The sequence below is a fragment of the Streptomyces sp. Y309 genome, from assembly GCF_056712025.1.
Window position 1 is genome coordinate 2,081,662 of the sequence record NZ_CM160048.1, and the last position, 17,722, is coordinate 2,099,383.

Genomic DNA, 17,722 nt, shown 5'->3' on the forward strand with positions numbered 1-17,722 from the left:
GCCCGAAGGGCGAAAAGGGCGGGCGGGTGGGGGAAAGCCCGTCCGGCGATTGAGGACGAGCCGCGGAGCGGCGATACGGGGGTCCAGGGGGCGGAGCCCCCTGGTTACGGGAAGCCCCGCCCTCCGGCGAGGGTGGCGGTTGCGCGGCTGGCGGCACGGGGGGCCAGAGCAGTGCGTACGGCGCGCGATGGCAGGATGGCGGCATGGGGACGATTCAGGCGTGGACGGGGCTTCACGGTGATCTGCTGGCGGCGAAGGCGCTGGTGTACGACGCGTGCGGCTTCGCCTGCTCGGAGCCGGTGCCCGAACCGGAGAGCGCCGAGTACGCGGCGTGCGCGTTCACGCTCGACGGCCGCTCGGTCCGGTTCCGCGTGGCCAGGACCACCCCGACGAAGGTGGGCCAGTTCGTCACGGTGTGGCAGCGGTCCGAGGAGGGGCCGATCCGGCCCTTCGACGCCGACGACGGGGTGGACCTCTTCGTCATCAGCAGCCGCGACGACGACGGCTTCGGACAGTTCGTGTTCCCGCGCGAGGTGTTGTGCGAGCGCAACATCGTCTCCCGCGACGGCTCCGGCGGGAAGCGCGGATTCCGCGTCTATCCGCCGTGGGTGAGGACGACCAGCAGGCAGGCCCGCAGCACCCAGGCATGGCAGGTGGATTATTTCTTCAGCCTCGGCCAGGCCCAGGCCGGGCACGCCGACCAGTCGCGCGCCCGCGCCCTCTACCACCCCTAGGCGCCCGCTGGGCCACGGTGTCCGGTCACGCAGCAGAGAGCCCCGGCTGTCGCGGGGACAACCGGGGCTGTTACTGCTTGGCGCGCGTACCTGCGTACTAGTTCGAGCAGGAACCTTGGCCAAGGATCCCGAGACCGCAGAGGAGATTGAGGCCGATACCGGTGGGGCCGTCGGGGTGGGGGTCGGAGTCAGAGGCGGCTGCGGCGCCGGAGCTTCCCAGAACGGCGGCAGCGGCCAGAGCGACGGACACGAGTGCGGTTCGGATACGCATGGGCCCTCCAAGGGGTCGCGTGCTGGGTCAATGATCAGGCTGCCTCACGGATCCCACGCGCACGACATGAGCCGTGCAATCGGGTGACCAGCGCGGATGAGCTGCACGGATCAAGGCCTCGGCACGTTGCGCAAGTTGGAGCGGGCCATCTGGAGCATGCGGCCCACGCCGCCGTCCAGGACGATCTTGCTGGCGGAGAGGGCGAAGCCGGTGACCATTTCCGAGCTGATCTTGGGCGGGATGGACAGGGCGTTGGGGTCGGTGACGATGTCGACGAGGGCGGGGCCCTTGTGGGAGAAGGCGTCCTTGAGGGCGCCCGCGAGCTGCTTGGGCTTCTCCACGCGGACTCCGTACGCCCCGCAGGCGCGGGCGACGGCCGCGAAGTCGGGGTTGTGGTTGGCCGTGCCGTAGGACGGCAGTCCCGCCACCAGCATCTCCAACTCCACCATTCCCAGTGAGGAGTTGTTGAACAGGACCACCTTCACCGGCAGGTCGTACTGCACGAGCGTGAGGAAGTCGCCCATCAGCATGGCGAAGCCGCCGTCGCCCGACATCGAGACCACTTGGCGCTTGCGGTCGGTGAACTGGGCGCCGATCGCCTGCGGCAGCGCGTTGGCCATGGAGCCGTGGCTGAAGGAGCCGATGATGCGGCGCTTGCCGTTGGGTGAGATGTAGCGGGCCGCCCAGACGTTGCACATGCCGGTGTCGACGGTGAAGACGGCGTCGTCGGCGGCGAGTTCGTCGAGGACGGAGGCGACGTACTCGGGGTGGATCGGGATGTGCTTCTCGACCTTGCGCGTGTACGCCTTCACCACGCCTTCGAGGGCGTCCGCGTGCTTCTTCAGCATCTTGTCGAGGAACTTGCGGTTCGACTTCGGCGAGACGCGCGGGGTCAGGCAGCGCAGGGTCTCGCGTACGTCGCCCCAGACGGCGAGGTCCAACTTCGAGCGGCGGCCGAGGTGTTCGGGACGCACGTCGACCTGGGCGATCTTGACGTCGTCGGGCAGGAAGGCGTTGTACGGGAAGTCCGTGCCGAGCAGGATGAGGAGGTCGCACTCGTGGGTCGCCTCGTACGCGGCGCCGTAGCCGAGCAGTCCGCTCATGCCCACGTCGTACGGGTTGTCGTACTGGATCCACTCCTTGCCGCGCAGGGCGTGCCCCACCGGAGACTTGATCTTCTCGGCGAACTCCATCACCTCGGCGTGGGCGCCCGCCGTGCCGCTGCCGCAGAAGAGGGTGACCTTGTCGGCCTCGTCGATCAGCGCGGCGAGCTTGTCGATCTCGGCGTCGCCGGGGCGCACGGAGGGGCGGGAGGTCACGAGGGCGCTCTCGGCGGCCTTCTCCGGGGCGGGCTCGGAGGCGATGTCGCCGGGCAGCGACACCACGCTGACGCCCGACTGGCCGACGGCGTGCTGGATGGCGGTCTGGAGCAGGCGTGGCATCTGCTTCGGGCTGGAGATCAGTTCGCTGTAGTGGCTGCACTCGCGGAACAGCTGGTCCGGGTGGGTCTCCTGGAAGTAGCCGAGGCCGATCTCGCTGGAGGGGATCTGGGAGGCGAGGGCGAGGACGGGCGCCATGGAGCGGTGGGCGTCGTACAGGCCGTTGATGAGGTGCAGGTTGCCGGGGCCGCAGGAGCCCGCGCAGGCGGCGAGGGAGCCGGTGATCTGGGCCTCCGCGCCGGCCGCGAAGGCGGCGGTCTCCTCGTGCCTGACCTGGATCCAGTCGATCGCCTTGGTGCGGCGGATCGCGTCCACGACGGGGTTCAGGCTGTCCCCGACGACTCCGTAGAGGCGTTTGACTCCGGCGCGGACGAGGATGTCGACGAACTGCTCGGCGACGTTCTGCTTGGCCATCTCTTCATGCACCCCTTCGCTCTCTTTGGGTCCATGAATTCACAGCGAGCGCGCTCACGCCTCCCAAACGGCGGCAGCCGTGCGGTCGTCCGCGTAGCCCTTGACCCGGACCTGGGTGTCGGCGAGGAACGCGGCGAGGCCGGGCGGGCCGCCTTCCGCCCACCGGCGGGTGAGGTGGCGGGCCAGCTCCGGCTCGCCGCGCAGGGGCTCGGCGAGGCCGCCGCTGCACAGCAGCAGCGTGTCACCCGGGCGGGCGACGGAGGCCCGGAAGCGGAACGGGTCGCGCTGCGGGACGGGCGCGGGTTCGTACGGGCTCGGGGGCGTCGTGATGCCCAGGTCCATGGTGAGCCGGTCGCCCTCGGGGGTCTCGGCGGGCGGCGAGCCGAAGCCGACGACGGGCTCGCCCGCGAGGTCCGCCGCCCGTGGCTCGATGTCCTGCCACTCGCCGCCGCGCAACCGGAACAGGCCGCCCGCGCCGACGCCGAAGAACACCCGGGTGCGGCACTCCGGGTCTGCCGGGAGCAGCAGGCAGCGCAGCGATGCCGTGTACTCGTCCGGTCCCAGGCCGAGTTCGGCGGCGCGGGCGCGGAGTCTGCCGAGGCTGCGGTCGGTGAGGCGGTGCAGGCCGGACTTCAGGTCGCCGCGCCGGGCGGCGCGGATGTCCTGGGCCAGGCGGGCGTGGCTGCGGCCGACGGCCCGGCCGAGCCACGCGCAGGCGTCGGCCGCCGCCCGGTGCGCGCCCGGCGCGGCGCGGGCGCCGGTGGCCATGGCGACCAGGACGAGGGCGTCGTCGCCGGTGCCGAAGCGGGCGGTGAGCAGGGCGTCGCGGCGGGGTTCGCCGCGGAACCGGGCCGAGTCGCCGCGTACGGACGCGGCGCGCAGCGTGGACGTCCCGTAGCGGGCGCCGTCCAGGACGGTGTCCGCGACGAGTTCCCCGAGGGCGTCCGGGTCCGCCGCGGGCAGCCCCGTCGGCTCCGCCTCGTACGTGGGCGGCCCGTCCCCCACGTACGCGGGCACGCGCCCCGGAGGATCATCGCCCGCGTTCCCCGTCCCTCCGACAGCCCCCGAACTCCCCTCGCTTGACGGCGCCCCCTCCGCCGTCGAGCCCTCGAACGGCCCTTCCGCGACGTCCGGTTCAGGCTCGGGCTCGGGCTTCCGCGCCGCCGGAAACGTCACGGGCCCGCCGGACGCGGCGGAGGGCGCCCAGGGGGCGGGGGCACGGTAGGCGGGCGGGTCGTGGGGTGGCGTGGGCGGGGGTGCGGCCTGCCCTGGTGGCTCGGGGGTCGGGGGCTGGGGAGCCTGCGGCGGCTCCGGGACCGGGCGCTCAGGTCGCTCGGGCGCCGCAGGCCGAGGTGGCTGCGGGGGCTCCGGGGTGGGCCGTTGGGGTGGCCGAGGCACGGGGTTCGTCAACCAGTCCGGGAGGACGCCCCGTTGAGGTGTGCGGGTGGGCCGCTGGGCCAGGTCGGCCGCACGGTGGCCCGAGTCGGCTTCGGACCGGGCGGCCTGGTCGGCCCCACCCAGCCCCAGGTCGGCATCCCGGTGAGCCGAAGTCGCCTCCCCCGCCGCCGCGCCCCGTTGGCCGGGAACACCCCCCGGCTCGCCGGAGCCCCCGGGAGCGTACGCAGTACTCCCCTCGTCGGCAGAGGCCGCTGGAGTTCCGTCCGGTGCGCCCCCGCCAGACAAGGCGCCCTCGTCGGAAACAGTGACCGCCGCCGAAGCGAACCGGTCGTCCAGAGAATCAGCCGCGGCCGCAGGCCCCGCGTCGTCCTTCGACTCGTCGTACAACTGCCCCCACCAGTCGTCCTCCTGGCCGGAACTGGCCCCGCGACCGGTGTGCCTCTCCCCCTGCTGGCTCATGCCCCTATTGTCCACCGCACAGGGCGTACGAAAACGGTGCATCCGGAAATTTCAGCGAGGGGCGGGCCGCGGTGGCGCGCCGAGCGCCGGGCGGCCCCACCCCCCACGGGAGGACCGCCCGGCGCGGGGGACACCTTGGCAGACCGGCGGGTACTGCGGGGATGATGTCCGCGGCGGGTTTACGCCGTGGCTGTTTTCCGCCACGGGAGAGCGGAACCCGCCGGCACCATCGGGAGGCCGGGCCTGCCCGGAGAGCCATCGGGGAGGGACGTCGCCGCATGCTGGCTGCGATAGGTCTGGACGAGACGCACGAGGCGGCGTACCGGGCGCTGGTGTCCGTGGGCGCCGCCGACGTGCCCGACCTGGCGCGCCGCCTCACGCTGGGCGAGCCGGAGACCGAGCGCGCGCTGCGCCGCCTGGAGCGGCACGGCCTGGCCGCGCAGGCGTCGGGCCGGGCGGGCCGCTGGGTGGCGGCGCCGCCCGGCGTGGCCCTGGGCGCGCTGCTCACCCAGCACCGGCACGAGCTGGAGAAGGCGGAGCTCGCGGCGACCCTGCTCGCCGAGGAGTACCGGGCGCGGGCCGCCGAGCCCACCGTGCACGACCTGGTCGAGGTGGTGACCGGCGCGGCCGCCGTCTCGCAGCGCTTCCTCCAGCTCCAGCTCGGCGCGAGCCGCGAGGTGTGCGCGCTGGTCACGGGCAGGCCGGTCGCGGTGACCGGCGTGGAGAACGTCGCGGAGGAACAGGCCGCCAACCGGGGCGTGCGCTACCGCGTGGTCATCGAGCGCGAGGTGCTCGCCGCGCCCACCGGCCTCCTGGAGGTGTCCGCGGCGATGCGGCGCGAGGAGCGGGTGCGGGTCGCCGACCGCGTACCGACGAAGCTGGTGGTCGTGGACGGCTCCCTGGCGATGGTGCCGCTGACGTCGCGCACGGCGGAGCCCGCGGCGCTCGTGGTGCACGCGAGCGGCCTCCTGGAGTCCCTGACGGGCCTCTTCGAGGCGGTGTGGCGCACGGCACTGCCGCTGCGCCTGGGCGAGGACGGCGCGGTGCGCGAGGCGGACACCGAAGGGCCGGACAGCACGGACCTGGAGGTCCTGTCGCTGCTGCTCGCCGGGATGACGGACGCGAGCGTCGCCAAACAGCTCGACCTGGGGCTGCGCACCGTACAGCGCCGGGTGAAGCGGCTGATGGAGCTGACCGGCGTGACGACGCGGCTGCAGCTGGGCTGGCACGCGTACGAACGCGGCTGGGTGGCCCGCGAGGCGGCCGCGCCCACGGCCGCGGCCACAGCCACAGCCACAGCCACAGCAGCGGCTGCCCCCACGAGCCCGCGGGACTGACCCCGACCTGCGGTTTCGCACCCGCTCCTGCACCCTGGGCAGATGGGAGCGTGGGAACTCCTGCTGGTCGGCGTGGTGATGCTGCTCGGCCTGTGCGGAGTGCTGGTGCCCGGCGTACCGGGGTCCTGGCTGGTGTGGGCCGCGACCGCGTGGTGGGCGCTCCAGGACCCGAGAGGGCTCGCCTGGGGGGTCCTGGTCGGCGCGACCCTGGTTCTCCTGCTGTCGCAGGCGGTGCGCTGGCAGTTGCCGCCGCGGCGGCTGCGGGCGTCCGGCGCGACCCGGCGCATGGCGGTGTTCGCGGGCGGGGGCGCGCTGCTCGGATTCTGCGTCGTGCCGGTGCTCGGCGCGCTGCCGGGGTTCGTCGGCGGTCTGTACGTGGCCGAGCGGGTGCGGCTCGGCGGGCACGGTGAGGCGGTGACGGCAGTGCGGACGGCGCTGCGGGCCGGGGGGTGGAACGTGTTTGTGGAGCTGTTCACGTGCCTGCTGATCGTGGGGGCGTGGGTGGGGGTGGAGGTCTGGGGCGGCTGAGGCTCCCGGTACCGGGTCTCCGTACCGGGTCTCCGAGTCTGGATCTCCGTACCGGGTCTCCAGGCCTCCGTTTTACATCCGATCTCTCCCGACTCATTGACGTACCTGTATGCCAACTCTAGCTTTCAGCGGCAGATACCTCCGATGACTCAGCCGGGAGGCCTCATGCCCAGACCGTCCAGAAGAGCCGTGCTTGCCACCGGACCCGCGCTCGGCGGGGCGATGCTCGTCGGCGGCCTCCCCGCACAGGCGGCGGCGGACGCGGCAGACGCGCCGGACGGGATGGCCGCGCCAAAGCAGCCGGAACAGTCCGCCCCCGACCCCTGGCGCACCGTCCTCGACGACGCGGACATGGTCTGGCAGCGGATGCCGAAGACCTGGTACGAGGGCCCGTTTCTGGGCAACGGCTTCCTCGGCTCGGGGATCTACGCGGAGCCGGGCCGCGAGACGAAGGCGGTGCGCTTCAACGTCCAGCACTCCGAAGTACAGGACCACCGCCCGCAGTTCGGCTCCCTCTTCGGTCTCGCCCGGCTGCCGATCGGCCACTTCACGCTGGAGCCGGTCGGTACGGTCACCGGCCTCGACTGGCGGCTGCGGCTGCGCGACGCCGAGCTGACGGGGACGCTCACCACGGACCGCGGCACGCTCCGCGTCCGCGCGCACGTGCACAGCTCGCGCGCGGTCCTGGCGGTGGAGGTGACCGCGAGCGCGGGCGAGCGCGGCTTCCGCTGGGTGTTCCACCCGGCGGCGGCGATCAGCCCGCGGGCCGCGTTCAAGCCGGTGCCGACGGGGTACGAGGGCAACCCGCCCGCGCGCGTCGAGCAGCACGACGGCGTGTCCGCGGCCGTGCAGCCGCTGCTCGCGGGCGGCCAGCACGTCACCGCGTGGCGCGAGCAACAGCGGGGCGGAGCACGGACGTTGTACGTCCACGTGGCGCACTCGCACCCGAAGAACACGGCCCGCGACCGGGCGGTGCGCGCGGTGCGGTCCGCCGCCCGGCTCTCGTACGACGCCTTCGCGGCGCCGCACCGCGCGTGGTGGCACGCCTACTACCGGAAGAGCTTCCTGTCGCTGCCGGACGCCCGGATGCAGCGCTTCTACTGGATCCAGCTCTACAAGGCGGCGGCCGCGGCCCGCCGCGACGCCCCGGTGATGGCGACCTGCGGCCCCTGGCTGGAGCCGACGCCCTGGCCCAACACCTGGTGGAACCTGAACGTGCAGTTGGAGTACTGGCTGATCCACGGCTCCAATCACGTCGAACTCGACGCCGTGACGCGGGCGTTGAGCGAGTTCCGGGACAACCTGGCCAAGGAGGTCGCCGCGCCGTACCGCGCCGACTCCCTCGGCGTGCCCCGCACCACCGACACCCGCCTGGTCAACGGCGCCTCCGTCACCAACGGCGGCTACGGCGTGGGCATTCCGGGCCAGGACCCTCCGACGCCCGAGGTCGGCAACCTGACCTGGGCGCTGCACAACGTCTGGCTGAGCTACCGCCACACCATGGACACCGCGATCCTGCGCGACGTCCTGTTCCCCCTCCTGCGCGGCGCCATCACCTACTACCTGCACTTCCTCCAGCCCGGCCCCGACGGCAAACTGCACCTGCCGGCGACCTTCTCCCCCGAGTACGGCGGCAACAGCCGCGACTGCAATTACGACCTGATGCTCCTCACCTGGGGCTGCCACACCCTCCTGGACACGGCCGAACTCCTCGGCGTCGACGACGAGTTGGCGCCGCGCTGGCGCGAGGTCCTGACCAAGCGCGTCGCGTACCCGACGGACGCGAACGGCTACATGATCGGCGCGGACATCCCCTTCGCGAAGTCACACCGCCACTACTCCCATCTGCTCGCGGTCTATCCGCTGTACGAGGTGACGGGCCGCACCCCGGCCGAGAAGGCGCTGATCGAGAAGTCCCTGGCGCACTGGGTCGGCTTCGAAGGCGCCTTGCAGGGCTATACGTTCACCGGCGCGGCGTCTGTCTCGGCGCTGCTCGGCAAGGGCGAGGACGCCCTGAAGTACCTCGGCGAGCTGATGAGCCGCTTCATCCAGGCCAACACCATGTACAAGGAGTCGGGCCCGGTCATCGAGACTCCGCTGTCGGCCGCGCAGTCGCTGCACGACATGGTGTGCCAGTCGTGGGGCGGCGTCATCCGCGTGTTCCCGGCGCTGCCCGCCGCCTGGGCGGACCTCGCCGTGCACGACTTCCGTACGCAGGGGGCGTTCCTGCTCGGCGCGGTGCGCGAGAAGGGGGCGACACGGTGGGTGCGGCTGGTGAGCGAGGCGGGCGCGCCGTGCGTCGTGCGCCACGGGATCGCCGGGCCGATCGAGGTCCGGGACGGGCGGGGGCGGCCGCTGCGGTACGAGGACGCGGGCGGCGGCGCGATCCGTATCGCGCTCGGCAAGGGCGGATCGGCGCTGATCACGGCGCGCGGCGACCGGCCCGACCTGCGGATCAGACCGGTCGAGCCGCATGCCGAGGCGCCGCGCTGGGGACTGCCCGCGGCCAACACCGAAGTGACGGGCAGGCGTTGACACGGACCGCCAGAGCGACTTAGGTATGCCTTACCTAAGTAGAGGCTCGCTCCGGCGTTCCTCTTCCCCGACACCCCGAGAGGTGCCGTCAACCATGCCCACCCGTACCCGCGTTCGCACCCGCGCCTACGTCACCGCCCTCGCCGCCGCCGCGCTCACGGCCGCCTTCGCCGGAACCGCGACGGCGGCCGACGTCACGGCCGAGCGCACGATCACCGACGGCGGCACGACGTACCACCTGAAGCTCACCGGCCCTGACAGCGCCGCGGCCGGGGGCGCCAACGTCACGGTGTCCGGGGTGGGTTACAACACCGGGCAGGGCGTGTACGTCGGCCTGTGCGCGGTCTCCGGGGCGCCCGGCGCCAACAAGCCGACGCCGTGCCTGGGCGGCCAGGACCAGTCCGGCACGACCGGCGCCTCGCACTGGGTGTCCAACACCGGCGGCGGCACCGTACCGAACAGCTCCCGCTTCGGCGCGGGCGGCAGTTTCTCGGTGAAGATCCATGTGAAGGCCGACCTGGGCAACGGCCAGGTGTGCGGCGAGACGGTGGAGTGCGCCATCGTGACGCGCGCCGACCACTTCGACTCCGGCGACCGCAAGTACGACGTGCACATCCCGGTGACCTTCCAGTAGCCCGGGGCGGCCACGCGATGAGACGCAGCTCCTTGCTGACGGCGTCGGCGCTGACGCTCGCCACGCTCACCACCGGCTTCGCGCCCGGGTCCGCCAACTCTCCTGAGGAGAAGGAGAGTTACCGGCGCACCGGCGACTTCACCACGGCGGGCAAACCCCTCGACGTACTGATCCACCCCGACTCGAAGAAGCTGTACGTCGGCTCCGACGACGACGCGGGCACGGCGGACGTCAACGAGATGGGCCTGTACGTCCTCGACCGTTCCGACGGCGCCGTGCGCGGCTGGACCGGCAAGGCGCCGGGCTCGAACGGCGTGCCGCGCGAGTCGGCCGTCCGCAGGATCGCCGGTCCACTGCCGGGCGACGGCGTCGTCTTCCACTACCCGCTCAAGGGCCTCGGCACGGCCAAGGACGGCGACAAGGAGGCGAAGGGCGTCTGGCTCGCGGGCGCCAAGGTGACCGATGTCGGTCCGGGCACGGCGGAGGGAACGACGCTGGTCGCGCAGGGCGCCGCGCTCACAGAGGTCGAGACGGCCACCGGCACGGTCAAGCGGTCGCTGACCCTGCCGGGCGCCGGGCAGTTCGCGGTCGACGCCCGGCGGGGCGCGGTGTGGTCCGCGGACCTCGCGCAGAACAAGCTGCACCGCGTCGACACGGCGTCGTTCACCGTGGCGAAGACCGTCGAACTCCCCGTGTGGGAAGGGTCGGAGGGCTTCACCGCGGTCGATCCGGCGACTGGCTCGGTGTGGGTCGGACGACAGGACGAAGTGATGGTGTTCGGCCCGGATGGCTCGCCGCGCGGGAGCATCAAGGGCACGGACCTGGCACGGGACGTGGCCTTCGACGGCACGCGCGCGTACGTCGCCCGGCAGGACGTCGGGGACCCGGGGGCGCCCGGCTACGACGGGCGGGGTTCGCTGACCGTCGTCGACACCGTCACCTTGAAGGAGGCCGCCGAGCCGGTCGCGCTGCCCGGAAACGAGGCCCAGCTCGGCTCCGCGGCGGTGGCCGTGGCGCCGGGCGGCGCCGAGGTCTTCGTGACGAGCCCGGCCCAGGGCCGCGTCACCCGGATCGAACGGAACACGGCCCCTCACATCACCGAGTCGCCCTCAAACACGACGGTCACCGCCGGGTCCGAGGTCACGTTCACCGCCCGGGCCGAGGGCTCCCCGGAGCCTTCCGTGCGGTGGCAGGAGAGCACCGACGACGGCGCTTCGTGGCACCCGGTCGGGGGCGCCACCGAGCCCTCGTACACCTTCAAGTCCCGTACGACGCAGGACGGTTACCGCTACCGCGCCGGGTTCACCAACGACGCGGGGACGGCCCGCACGGAGCCGGTGACGCTGAGGGTGCGCGCGAAACCGGGTGGCGGGGGGCCTGGTGCGGGGCCCGGCGCGGGGGACGGCGGACCTGGCGAAGGATCCGGTGACGGTTCCGGCGACGACTCCAGCAGCGGAGGTGTCAACGGCGGGGCTGCCGTGGGCAGTTCGGCCGGCGGCGGCTCCGGGGGCGGGACGTCCTCCGCAGGAGCCGGGGCGTCCGGCGCGGCAGGCGGATCGGGCGGCAGCGCGGCGTCGGACGTGTCCGCCGGGTCCGTCGGCGGACCGGGGCCGGACGGCAGCCTGGCGTCCACCGGTCAGACGGGGACCGGGGTCGCGGCACCGGGCGGCAGCGCGGCGTCGGACGTGTCCGCCGGGTCCGTCGGCGGACCGGGGCCGGACGGCAGCCTGGCGTCCACCGGTCAGACGGGGACCGGGGTCGCGGCACTGGCGGCGGTGCTGACGGCGGCGGGCTGGTACGCGGTACGGCGGGCGCGCCGGTCGGGCACCCTCCCGGAGTGAACTCACGTACTCCGCAAGGAGGTTGAAGCACCCTGCGGCACAACCGGGTCCACTACGCCGTGAGCAGCCGGTCCTCCTCCGCCCGCGGCCCCCGCCGTCCCGCGTCCGTCCGCAGATGGCGCACCGCGTACGACCGCCAGGGCCGCCAAGCGTCCGAAACCGGCTCCCCCGGCGGCGCCACGTCCGGGTCTCCGAGAGCCCGCGTCCGGATGGCCGCAACCGCCCCCGCGTCCACTCCGGCCACCGCGCGCAGCTGCCGCTCGGCGTCGTCGCGGTCGGCGCCCGCGTCCAGGCGGACGGTGCCGTCGGCGAGGGCGGCCGCGAGCGGCAGCCGGTGGGCGAGGGCTTCGGGCGCGGGGAAGACGTGCGTGAGCGTGCCGCACGGCGACGGCAGCGGCGTGCCGTGCTCGACGACTAGGCGCCGCGCCTCCTCCTTGCTCACGACCGCTCGCACGGCGAACTCCTCCGGGTCGGCCGCGCCCGGTGAGCGCAGGCCGGGGCGGGCGCGGACCAGCGGGGCGAGGCGGGGGGCGGCGGCCAGGCGTTCGTCGACGGCGTACGGGTCGGCGTCCAGGTCGAAGAGGCCGCGCAGCCGCTGGACGGCGGTCGTCAGGTCCCGCAGGTCGGTCAGGTGGAGGCGGGCCTCCAGCCAGCCGCAGCGGTGGGTGTCGCCGCCCCGGCGCGCGTCGCGCTCCTCGACGGCCACGATCCCGGAGGCGTACGGCAGCCGCAGCGTACGCCGGTACGTGCGGGCGCCGCGCTCTCCGCCGACGTCCTCCACGCCCGGCAGGGCCTCGTGGGCAAGCAGGTCGAAGACGGCGGCGGCCTGGTAGGGGCCGCGGTGGGCCAGGCGCAGCGGGATACCGGCGGACGGGGTGCCGCGGCCGCCGCCCCGCTTGGGCGCGGCGGCGCGCAGGCCGGTGGGCGTCAGCTCGTACACGGCGCGGATGGTGTCGTTGAACTGCCGGACGCTGGCGAATCCGGCGGCGAAGGCGATCTCGGTGACCGGCAGGTCGGTGGTCTGCAGCAGCACGCGGGCGGTGTGGGCGCGCTGGGCACGGGCGAGGGCGACCGGGCCCGCGCCGAGCTCGGCGGTGAGCTGGCGCTGGACCTGGCGGGCGCTGTAGCCGAGGCGGACGGCGAGGCCGCCGACGCCCTCGCGGTCGACGACGCCGTCGCCGATCATCCGCATGGCGCGGCCCACGACGTCCGCGCGGACGTTCCACTCGGCGGAGCCGGGCACGGCGTCCGGGCGGCAGCGGCGGCAGGCACGGAAGCCGTTGCTCTGCGCGGCGGCGGCCGTCGGGTAGTAGCGGACGTTCTGGCGCTTGGGGGTGACGGCCGGGCAGCTCGGCCGGCAGTAGATGCCGGTCGTCTCGACGGCGAAGAAGAACTCACCGTCAAAACGCGCGTCGCGGCTGCGCACGGCCTCATACCTGGTGTCCTGATCACTCACGTAACCCAGTGTGGGCCAGGGCGAGCACCCGGGCTAGCGGAAATCGGACATGACGCTCCCCACCGCACCGGGGACCAAGCGGCCCCGGTGCGGCAGGGCGCCCCGCAAGGGGCGCGGGGAACTGCGCGACAAGCCCCCACCGACCCGCAGGTCAAATCACCGCCCGGCCCCCGGGACACTCAGCGAAGCCGCCCACGCTTCGCCTCCATCGCAGCCTTCCCCTCGGCGCCCCGCCGCTTCCACTCGCGGCGCATATCCGCCCGGAGGCGCGCATCGGTCTTGGCGACAATGCGCTGATTCTCACGGATCAACTTGCGGTAACTGTCCAACCGCCGCTCAGGAAGAGTGCCGTCCTCAAGGGCGGCAAGCACAGCGCAGCCGGGCTCCGCGACGTGCGCGCAGTCCTGGAAGCGGCAGCCCTCGGCGAGCTCCTCGATCTCGGCGAAGACCTGCCCGACGCCGGTCCCGGCGTCGTAGAGGCCGACACCGCGCAGCCCCGGCGTGTCGATGAGGACACCGCCGCCGGGCAGGACGAGCAGGTTGCGGGTGGTGGTGGTGTGCCGCCCCTTGCCGTCGACGTCACGGATCGCCTGTACGTCCATGATGTCGGCGCCGACGAGCGCGTTGGCGAGGGTGGACTTGCCCGCGCCGGACTGCCCGAGCAGCACGGACGTACCACCGGACACGACCGCCGCGAGGACGTCCACGCCGTCGCCGTGGGCGGCGCTGACGGGCAGCACCTGCACGCCGGGCGCGGTCGTCTCCACGTCCTCGACGAGGTACGACAGCGCGGTGGCGTCCGGCACCAGGTCGGCCTTGGTGAGGGCGATGACCGGCTGCGCGCCGGACTCCCAGCCGAGCGCGAGGAACCGCTCGATGCGGCCGAGGTCCAGCTCGTCGGCGAGTGACACGGCGATGACGGCGTGGTCGACGTTGGCGGCGAGGATCTGCCCCTCGGACCGCTTGGAGGAGGTGGACCGCACGAACGACGTGCGCCGCGGCAGATAGTCCCGCACATAGCGCGGGTCGCCGCCCGGCGCGTCCACGACCGCCCAGTCGCCGGTGCAGATGACCCGGAGCGGGTCGTGCGGCGTGACGTACGTGGTGTCGGCGCGGATCACGCCTTCGGCGGTGACGACCAGGTCGCAGCTGCCGCGGTCGACCCGGACGACCCGCCCGGGCAGGAGCCCGCGCTCCGCGTACGGGGCGAAGGCGGCGGCCCACTCCTCGTCCCAGCCGTAGTCGGCGAGGGTGTGCGAGGCGGAGCCGGAGGAGAGAGAAGAGAGGTCGGGCCCGACGGAGGAACCCGGAAAAGCTGAGGAGGACAAGGGGGAACCCTTCACAAGGGTGGCCCCGGCCCGCGCGCCCGACAGGCACGCAGAGGAAGAAGGAAGGTCAGCCGGAGACCACGGAGGTGGTGTGCATGAACGTCCGAATGCGGGCAGCGCCCTGCGCAACGACAGCCATGGGTCACACCTCCTGAGTCCTGCTCAGCCGACAGCGGCGGTGATGATGGTGACGCACCGCCGGGGAACGCTCAGCACTGTAGCCCTCGCCTCCGACGGGCCGCCACTCCTTTTTTCCGCACCTGAACGCCCCGGCCTTTCCCGCACCCGAACGCCCCGCCCGCTTTCCGCACCCGAACACCCCGCCCGCCCTCCGATTCGTCCAATCCGTTCATCAAGAATCCAACAACCCTCCGTCGCAAAGAATTGAGCCCCACCACCCCGGCGCGTTCTGATGGAGGCATGGAGCTCCCCTACCACGAGGACGTGTCCCCCGGTACCGGCGGTCTGCCGCCGCGTGTGTGGTGCGCCGGGTCGGACGCCGTCTCCCTTTCGCTGAACGGAAGCTGGCGGTTCCGGCTGTCGCCGGGTGCCTCTGGGCCCGACGAGTCGTTCGCCGCCGACGGGTTCGACGCCGCGGCCTGGGACGAGGTCGTCGTGCCCGGGCACTGGGTGCTGCAGGGCCACGGCCCGCCCGGCTACACGAACCAGATGTATCCGTTTCCCGTCGACCCGCCGCGGGTGCCGACGGAGAATCCGACGGGTGACCACCTGCGCGGCTTCGACCTGCCGGAGGACTGGCCAGAGGGCTGGCCTGCGGGCGGGGACGCGGTGCTGCGGTTCGACGGGGTCGAGTCGTGTGCGCGGGTGTGGCTCAACGGGACGCCGCTCGGCGACTTCAAGGGCTCGCGGCTGCCGCACGAGTTCGCGGTCGGGCACCTGCTGCGGCCGGCGGGCAACGTCCTGGCCGTGCGGGTGCACCAGTGGTCGTCGGGGTCGTATCTGGAGGACCAGGACCAGTGGTGGCTGCCCGGGATCTTCCGGGACGTGACGCTGCTGCACCGGCCCGAGGGCGCCGTGCGGGACTTCTTCACGCATGCCTCGTACGACCACGAGAACGGCACCGGGACGCTGCGCGTGGACTCCGACGTGCCGGGGCGGGTGACGGTGCCGGAGCTGGGTGTCGACGTCGCCACGGGCGGGAGCGTGACCGTGCCGGTCGAGCCGTGGTCGGCGGAGCGGCCCCGTCTTTACGACGCCGTGCTCGCCACGCCCGGCGAGCGGATCGCGCTGCGAGTGGGGTTCCGGACGGTCGCCCTGACGGACGGGCTGATCACCGTGAACGGGCGGCCGCTGCTGTTCCGGGGCGTGAACCGGCACGAGTTCCACCCGGAGCGGGGCCGCGCCCTCGACCTCGCCACGATGCGCGCCGACGTCCTGCTGATGAAGCAGCACAACATCAACGCCGTGCGCACGTCCCACTATCCGCCGCACCCGGCGTTCCTGGACCTGTGCGACGAGCTCGGCCTGTGGGTCGTCGACGAGTGCGACCTGGAGACGCACGGCTTCACGATGCTGGGCTGGCGCGGCAACCCCGTCGACGACGACCGCTGGACCCCGGCCCTCCTCGACCGCGCCGCCCGCATGGTGGAGCGGGACAAGAACCATCCGTCGGTGATCGTGTGGTCGCTCGGCAACGAGTGCGGCACCGGCGAGGGGCTGCGCGCGATGGCCGCGTGGATCCGGGAGCGGGACCCGGACCGGCTGCTGCACTACGAGGGCGACCCCTCGTGCCGGGACACCGACATGTACTCGCGGATGTACGCCGAGCACGCCGAGGTCGAACGCATCGGCCGGGGCGAGGACGACGGTCCCGAGGCCCGGCGTCAACTCCCCTTCATCCTCTGCGAATACGGGCACGCCATGGGCAACGGCCCCGGCGGCCTCGGCGAGTACCAGGAGCTGTTCGAGCGGTACGAGCGGCTGCAGGGCGGATTCATCTGGGAGTGGATCGACCACGGCCTGAAGCACCCGGCGCACGGCTTCGCCTACGGCGGCGACTTCGGCGAGGAGCTGCACGACGGGAACTTCGTCTGCGACGGCCTGTGCTTCCCCGACCGCACCCCGTCCCCCGGGCTCGTCGACTACAAGCGGGTCATCCAGCCGGTGCGGTTCGGCTACGACCCGGTGTCCGGCACGGTGTCGGTGACCAATCTGTACGACTTCGCGGACCTGTCGGAGCTGGCCTTCGAGTGGACGTACGTCATGGACGGCACGGAACGCGAGGCCACCGGGCCGCTGGACGTACCGCCCGAACTCGGCCCCGGCGAGAGCGTCGAGCTGAAGCTGCCCGACCCGCCCACGGCCGCGAAGGGCACCGAGGCCCGGCTGCATCTGACCGCCCTGGTCTGCGAGGAGACCAACTGGACGGCGCTCGACCACGTGGTGGCGCGCGCCGACTTCGCCGTCACGCCGCGCCCCGCGGTGCCCGTCGCCACCGGCGAACGCCCGCGCCGCCGCGGCTACGACCTGGCCCTCGGCCCCGGCCGCTTCGACGCCCGCACGGGCGACCTGCGCGCCCTGGACGCGCTCACCCTGACCGCCCCGCCACGCCTGGACGTGTGGCGCGCGCCCACCGACAACGACGACGGCGCGCCCTGGCAGCCCGACACCCGCTACGGCCCGCTGTGGCGCAAGCTGGGCCTGGACCGCATGCAACACCGCCTGGACTCCATCGAGTCGGGCGCGTCGGGGGACGCGCTCACCGTCCGCACCCGGGTGGCGCCCGCGGCCCGCGACCTGGCGCTGCGCACCGTCTACCGCTGGACGTCCGACGGCACCGACCTGCGGCTCGCGGTGTCGGTGACACCGGAGGGCGACTGGGAGGTGCCGCTGCCCCGGCTCGGCGTGCGGCTCGGGCTGCCCGCCGCGCTCGGGTACGCCCACTGGTTCGGCGGCGGGCCCGGTGAGGCCTACCCCGACACCAAGTCGGCGTCCGACGTGGGCCGTTGGTCCCTGCCCGTGGACAACATGCAGACGCCGTACGTCCGCCCGCAGGAGAACGGCGCCCGCGCCGACGTCCGCTGGGCCGAGCTGCGCACCGGCGGCGACGGCGAGGGCGTACGGATCGTCGGCGACCCCGCGTTCTGGTTCACGGCCCGCCGCTGGAGCAGCGAGGAGCTCGACGCGGCGGCCCACCGCACGGATCTGACGCCGGGTGACACGGTGTGGCTGCACCTCGACCACGGGCAGCGCGGCATCGGCTCGCAGTCGTGCGGGCCCGGCGTGCTGCCGCGGCACGAACTCCTGGTGGCGCCCGCGGAGTTCACCTTCACCTTCTCGGTGGCCACAGGGAGGCGGTGACAGCAGGAGGACGGGGCGGCGCGCCCC

At 73.3% G+C, this 17,722-nt stretch carries 11 protein-coding genes; 7 read left to right on the top strand and 4 right to left on the bottom strand.

Annotated features, from left to right (window positions below):
• Positions 1–203: 203 nt before the first annotated feature.
• Positions 204–734 carry a MepB family protein gene (locus AC0KTA_RS07625; RefSeq protein ID WP_481054345.1) on the top strand — a complete coding sequence of 177 codons (531 nt, stop codon included), beginning with the start codon at positions 204–206 and terminating at the stop codon, positions 732–734.
• A gap of 381 nt (positions 735–1,115) precedes the next feature.
• Here the strand turns inward: AC0KTA_RS07625 and AC0KTA_RS07630 are convergent, their stop codons facing one another.
• Both AC0KTA_RS07630 and AC0KTA_RS07635 read right to left on the bottom strand, forming a co-directional pair.
• On the bottom strand, positions 1,116–2,858 hold the full coding sequence (locus AC0KTA_RS07630; protein WP_481054346.1) for a pyruvate dehydrogenase: 1,743 nt from the start codon (positions 2,856–2,858) through the stop codon (positions 1,116–1,118).
• 54 nt (positions 2,859–2,912) lie between these two features.
• Positions 2,913–3,875, bottom strand: coding sequence for a protein phosphatase 2C domain-containing protein (locus tag AC0KTA_RS07635; protein WP_481054347.1), 963 nt, complete (start codon positions 3,873–3,875; stop codon positions 2,913–2,915).
• 1,118 nt (positions 3,876–4,993) lie between these two features.
• On the opposite strand from AC0KTA_RS07635, the gene AC0KTA_RS07640 reads away from it, so the two are divergent.
• The 5 genes from AC0KTA_RS07640 to AC0KTA_RS07660 all read left to right on the top strand — a co-directional run bounded on the left by AC0KTA_RS07640 (position 4,994) and on the right by AC0KTA_RS07660 (position 11,590).
• Positions 4,994–6,052, top strand: a complete 1,059-nt coding sequence (locus AC0KTA_RS07640; RefSeq protein ID WP_481054348.1) for a helix-turn-helix domain-containing protein — start codon at positions 4,994–4,996, stop codon at positions 6,050–6,052.
• Positions 6,053–6,094: 42 nt separating this feature from the next.
• Positions 6,095–6,580, top strand: a complete 486-nt coding sequence (locus AC0KTA_RS07645; protein ID WP_481054349.1) for a DUF456 domain-containing protein — start codon at positions 6,095–6,097, stop codon at positions 6,578–6,580.
• 165 nt (positions 6,581–6,745) lie between these two features.
• A complete protein-coding gene (locus tag AC0KTA_RS07650; RefSeq protein ID WP_481054350.1) occupies positions 6,746–9,115 on the top strand; it encodes a glycosyl hydrolase family 95 catalytic domain-containing protein in 2,370 nt (789 codons plus the stop codon).
• 94 nt (positions 9,116–9,209) lie between these two features.
• Positions 9,210–9,749: a hypothetical protein gene (locus AC0KTA_RS07655; protein ID WP_481054351.1), complete on the top strand. Its 540-nt coding sequence runs from the start codon at positions 9,210–9,212 to the stop codon at positions 9,747–9,749.
• A gap of 17 nt (positions 9,750–9,766) precedes the next feature.
• The gene (locus AC0KTA_RS07660; protein WP_481054352.1) at positions 9,767–11,590 is read left to right on the top strand and encodes an immunoglobulin domain-containing protein; all 1,824 of its coding nucleotides are present in this window, start codon (positions 9,767–9,769) and stop codon (positions 11,588–11,590) included.
• 52 nt (positions 11,591–11,642) lie between these two features.
• Here AC0KTA_RS07660 and AC0KTA_RS07665 read toward each other — a convergent pair whose 3' ends face one another.
• Positions 11,643–13,046 carry a DNA-3-methyladenine glycosylase 2 family protein gene (locus AC0KTA_RS07665; protein ID WP_481054353.1) on the bottom strand — a complete coding sequence of 468 codons (1,404 nt, stop codon included), beginning with the start codon at positions 13,044–13,046 and terminating at the stop codon, positions 11,643–11,645.
• A gap of 179 nt (positions 13,047–13,225) precedes the next feature.
• The gene (rsgA, locus tag AC0KTA_RS07670) at positions 13,226–14,374 is read right to left on the bottom strand and encodes a ribosome small subunit-dependent GTPase A (RefSeq protein ID WP_481054354.1); all 1,149 of its coding nucleotides are present in this window, start codon (positions 14,372–14,374) and stop codon (positions 13,226–13,228) included.
• A gap of 420 nt (positions 14,375–14,794) precedes the next feature.
• On the opposite strand from rsgA, the gene AC0KTA_RS07675 reads away from it, so the two are divergent.
• Positions 14,795–17,695, top strand: coding sequence for a glycoside hydrolase family 2 TIM barrel-domain containing protein (locus tag AC0KTA_RS07675; RefSeq protein ID WP_481054355.1), 2,901 nt, complete (start codon positions 14,795–14,797; stop codon positions 17,693–17,695).
• Positions 17,696–17,722 lie beyond the last annotated feature (27 nt).

Coding starts and splice junctions, on each gene's coding strand:
- AC0KTA_RS07660 (WP_481054352.1), top strand. CDS start 9,767: ATGAGACGCAGCTCCTTGCTGACGGCGTCGGCGCTGACGCTCGCCACG.
- AC0KTA_RS07675 (WP_481054355.1), top strand. CDS start 14,795: ATGGAGCTCCCCTACCACGAGGACGTGTCCCCCGGTACCGGCGGTCTG.
- AC0KTA_RS07640 (WP_481054348.1), top strand. CDS start 4,994: ATGCTGGCTGCGATAGGTCTGGACGAGACGCACGAGGCGGCGTACCGG.
- AC0KTA_RS07650 (WP_481054350.1), top strand. CDS start 6,746: ATGCCCAGACCGTCCAGAAGAGCCGTGCTTGCCACCGGACCCGCGCTC.
- AC0KTA_RS07655 (WP_481054351.1), top strand. CDS start 9,210: ATGCCCACCCGTACCCGCGTTCGCACCCGCGCCTACGTCACCGCCCTC.
- AC0KTA_RS07645 (WP_481054349.1), top strand. CDS start 6,095: ATGGGAGCGTGGGAACTCCTGCTGGTCGGCGTGGTGATGCTGCTCGGC.
- AC0KTA_RS07630 (WP_481054346.1), bottom strand. CDS start 2,858: ATGGCCAAGCAGAACGTCGCCGAGCAGTTCGTCGACATCCTCGTCCGC.
- AC0KTA_RS07625 (WP_481054345.1), top strand. CDS start 204: ATGGGGACGATTCAGGCGTGGACGGGGCTTCACGGTGATCTGCTGGCG.